The 3,268-nt window shown below is 43.5% G+C and carries 5 protein-coding genes; all 5 read left to right on the top strand.

The annotated features are described in order from the left end of the window. Positions 1-6: 6 nt before the first annotated feature. The gene (locus EWV84_RS18775; RefSeq protein ID WP_287079305.1) at positions 7-123 is read left to right on the top strand and encodes a DUF4351 domain-containing protein; all 117 of its coding nucleotides are present in this window, start codon (positions 7-9) and stop codon (positions 121-123) included. A gap of 237 nt (positions 124-360) precedes the next feature. Beyond that, positions 361-621, top strand: a complete 261-nt coding sequence (locus EWV84_RS18780) for a hypothetical protein (RefSeq protein WP_158202322.1) — start codon at positions 361-363, stop codon at positions 619-621. Positions 622-626: 5 nt separating this feature from the next. Then, the gene (locus tag EWV84_RS18785) at positions 627-902 is read left to right on the top strand and encodes a PIN domain-containing protein (protein ID WP_287079301.1); all 276 of its coding nucleotides are present in this window, start codon (positions 627-629) and stop codon (positions 900-902) included. Positions 903-1,255: 353 nt separating this feature from the next. Then, positions 1,256-1,483, top strand: coding sequence for a hypothetical protein (locus EWV84_RS18790; protein ID WP_287079302.1), 228 nt, complete (start codon positions 1,256-1,258; stop codon positions 1,481-1,483). 76 nt (positions 1,484-1,559) lie between these two features. Continuing rightward, on the top strand, positions 1,560-3,268 hold a 1,709-nt coding region (locus tag EWV84_RS18795), incomplete at its 3' end, for an FG-GAP repeat domain-containing protein (protein ID WP_287079304.1).

Raw genomic sequence — 3,268 nt, forward strand, 5'->3', positions numbered from 1 at the left:
CCTTCATTGGAAACTAAAATTATGCAGTTAAGTATTGATGATGTCGAAGTATTAGGAGAAGCTTTATTCGATTTCTCTACGGTTGAAGATTTAATCAATTGGTTAAATACTTTAACTGCCTAGCTTTGATGTTAGCGCTCGCCTTCTCGCAACAACCCGCTAAAATTGTCATTGTGAGGGGGGAATTGAGAGACAATCTTCAGAAACCCGTTTTCTGGACTTATGGCGAATCACCTGAATCAGTGAACAGTTGTTAGCCTTTCGGTAACTGATTCAAGCGATTGCGTTTGCGTCTCTTGGTTATAATTCAAAAACAGGCTATAATGTTAGTAAAACAACGTTAATCTCTCAGGTTTATTAATGACTCAAATATTGATCGAAATTCCCGACGAATTAATATCTCGTTTGCAAGAACAAAAATTCTCAGTTCAAGAGATTGTTATCAAAGCTTTGGAAAATTATGTTCAAGCTGAATTACCAGATATTACTAAGACTCGTACTTGGGAACTTTGTGGAAGTTTAGAAATTGTCCAACCCGATTCTAAATATATTATCGGACAAGATAATCGAGGTCAAGTTGTAACTAACTACGCTGAAAACATTGATGAAATTATTTATTAAAAATTGTGGATAAAGAAATTATTGTTGATACTTCTGCTTTAATTGCCTTTTTTGTCAAATCTGAAACTCATCACGAAACCACTCAAAAATATTGCCTAGAAAATCCTCATAATAATTGGATTATTCTCGAATCGGTATTCGATGAAACTGTTACTTGGATTCGGAGCAAGGTATCTAGTCGAGCCTCAATTCAAGTGGGTCAAATACTAAGAGAAGATCATCGTTATATTAATGTGTCAGATAGCGATGATCTATCTGGCCATATGGGAAGCTTTCTGTAAGTACAATGATAAAAAATGGAGTTACACAGATTGTTCTATTTTAGTTATAGCTCATCGCTTACAAATATTTAAGGTATTCGCTTTTGACGATCATATTCGTCAAATGGCAGGATTAGGAATTGTTTGTGTCCCATAAACTAATAAAAATACAATTTATGAACGTCGTTCAGATCGCCTTCTCGCAACAACCCGCTAAAATTGTCATTATCAGGGAGTAATTGAGAACTGAGAAAACGGGTTTCTTTGAGAAACCCGTTTTCTGGTAATAAATGTTAATTTCCGTTACAGGGGTCTTGAAAAATTGGCGATTGTTGGGCTAAAACTGTTAGCAATAAACCTTTGCAGTTAATGTCATGACTCCCTCTCTTTTGCCGATTCTTCCTGCTGTTGACGATATTTTGTTTAATTTCGCTCAATCTGATGATTTTTGGGCTAATTTGGCAACTGCTTTTGGCACAAGTTATGATGTGGTTAAGGCGACAGAATTACCACTACTAGAAACTGAGAAAACGGGTTTCTTCGAGAAACTATTTAGAAAACGGGTTTCTTTGAGAAACCCGTTTTCTGGTAATCAATGTTAATTTATGTTATAGTACCCTTGAAAAATTGGCGATTGTTTGCACAAAATAGTCGCAGTAAACCCTTCTGGCGAATGTCATGAATTCTTACCTGTTGCCGATTATTCCTGCTGTTGACGATATTTTGTTTAATTTCGCTCAATCTGATGGGTTTTGGGCTAATTGGTCAACAGCTTTTGGCACAAGTTATGATGTGGTTAAAGCGACGCAATTACGACAGCAGTGGCAAAGTCGAGATTTTAGTCAACTTCCCCCTATTACAGTTAAAAATCTTGGCAATTCAGGGATTTTCGGCGCATATTCCAGCAGTACCAATAGGATTTATATTTCTCAAGCGCTGATTGATTCGGGTGACGCTACCACCCTCAGCGCGGTGTTATTAGAAGAAATTGGGCATTTTATCGACGCGCAAATCAACAGCAGCGATACGCCGGGGGATGAGGGGCAGTTATTTTCGGCGTTGGTGCGGGGAGAAGTGCTGACAGAGGAGCAAATCGCGGCGATACAAAGCGAAAATGACGCGGCGACTATTACGGTTGATGGGCAAACGGTAAGCGTGGAAATGGCCTTTGGTACCCCTAGCAACTTTTCCGTGGGGACTAAACCCGTTTCCGTGACGGTAGGAGACTTTAACGGCGACGGTAAATCTGACTTAGCTGTAGCGAACTATGGCAGCAACACCGTCTCAGTGCTATTAGGCACAGGGACAGGCAGCTTCGGCACCGCCACTAACTTTGCCGTAGGGAATGTTCCCGTTTTCGTGATGGTAGGAGACTTCAACAGCGACGGCAAATTGGACTTGGCTGTGGCGAACCGTTACGGCAAGAACGTCTCGGTGCTATTAGGAACCGGCACGGGCAGTTTTGGCACGCCCACCAATTTTTCCGTGGGGCTTTATCCAAATTCCGTGATGGTAGGAGACTTCAACGGCGACGGTAAATCCGATTTGGCTGTGGCGAACTATGGCAGCAACACCGTCTCAGTGCTATTAGGCACAGGGACAGGCAGCTTTGGCACCGCCACTAACTTTGCTGTGGGGACTAAACCCGTTTCTGTGACGGCAGAGGACTTCAACGGTGATGGCAAAACCGACTTGGCTACGGCAAACAATAACAACAACAACGTCTCAGTGCTGTTAGGTACAGGCACGGGCAGTTTTGGCCCCGCCACCAACTTTGCTGTGGGGAGTAAGCCTTCGTCTGTGACGGTAGGGGACTTCAACGGCGACGGCAAATCCGATTTGGCTACGGCCAATGATGGCAGCAACAACGTCTCAATTCTCTTAGGTACAGGTATAGGTAGCTTTGGCACCGCCACTAATTTTAGCGCAGGGGCAGGTTCTAATTCTTTGACGGTGGGAGACTTTAACAACGATGGTAAATCCGATTTGGCTGTGGCGAACCGTTTTAGCTACGACTCCTCAATTCTCTTAGGTACAGGTACAGGTAGTTTTGGCAGTGCCACTAATTTGACTGGGAGGGATGGCTCCAATTCCTTGACGGTGGGGGACTTCAACAGCGACGGTAAAACTGACTTTGTAACTGTGAACTACAATAATAGTAATATCTCAGTCATCCTCAATACCACCCCGAAAATCACCATCGCCCCTGGCACCAACCCCGTAGAAGGCGGAACCGTCGGCACCTTTACCATCACTCTAGACACCGCCGCGCCAACGGGTGGTTTAGTGGTCAACTTCAACACCACCGGCAGTACCGCCACCATTCCCGCCGACTATTCCTTCACTGCTGGCACAAATATCACCGCAGTCACCGCCAACACCTTCAC

Origin of the sequence: Microcystis sp. M_QC_C_20170808_M3Col, from assembly GCF_007095505.1 — a bacterium.
Taxonomy (GTDB): domain Bacteria; phylum Cyanobacteriota; class Cyanobacteriia; order Cyanobacteriales; family Microcystaceae; genus Microcystis.

What these genes read in the sequence shown, in the direction of transcription:
- EWV84_RS18790 (WP_287079302.1), top strand. Translation starts at nt 1,256, where the DNA reads ATGACTCCCTCTCTTTTGCCGATTCTTCCTGCTGTTGACGATATTTTG.
- EWV84_RS18780 (WP_158202322.1), top strand. Translation starts at nt 361, where the DNA reads ATGACTCAAATATTGATCGAAATTCCCGACGAATTAATATCTCGTTTG.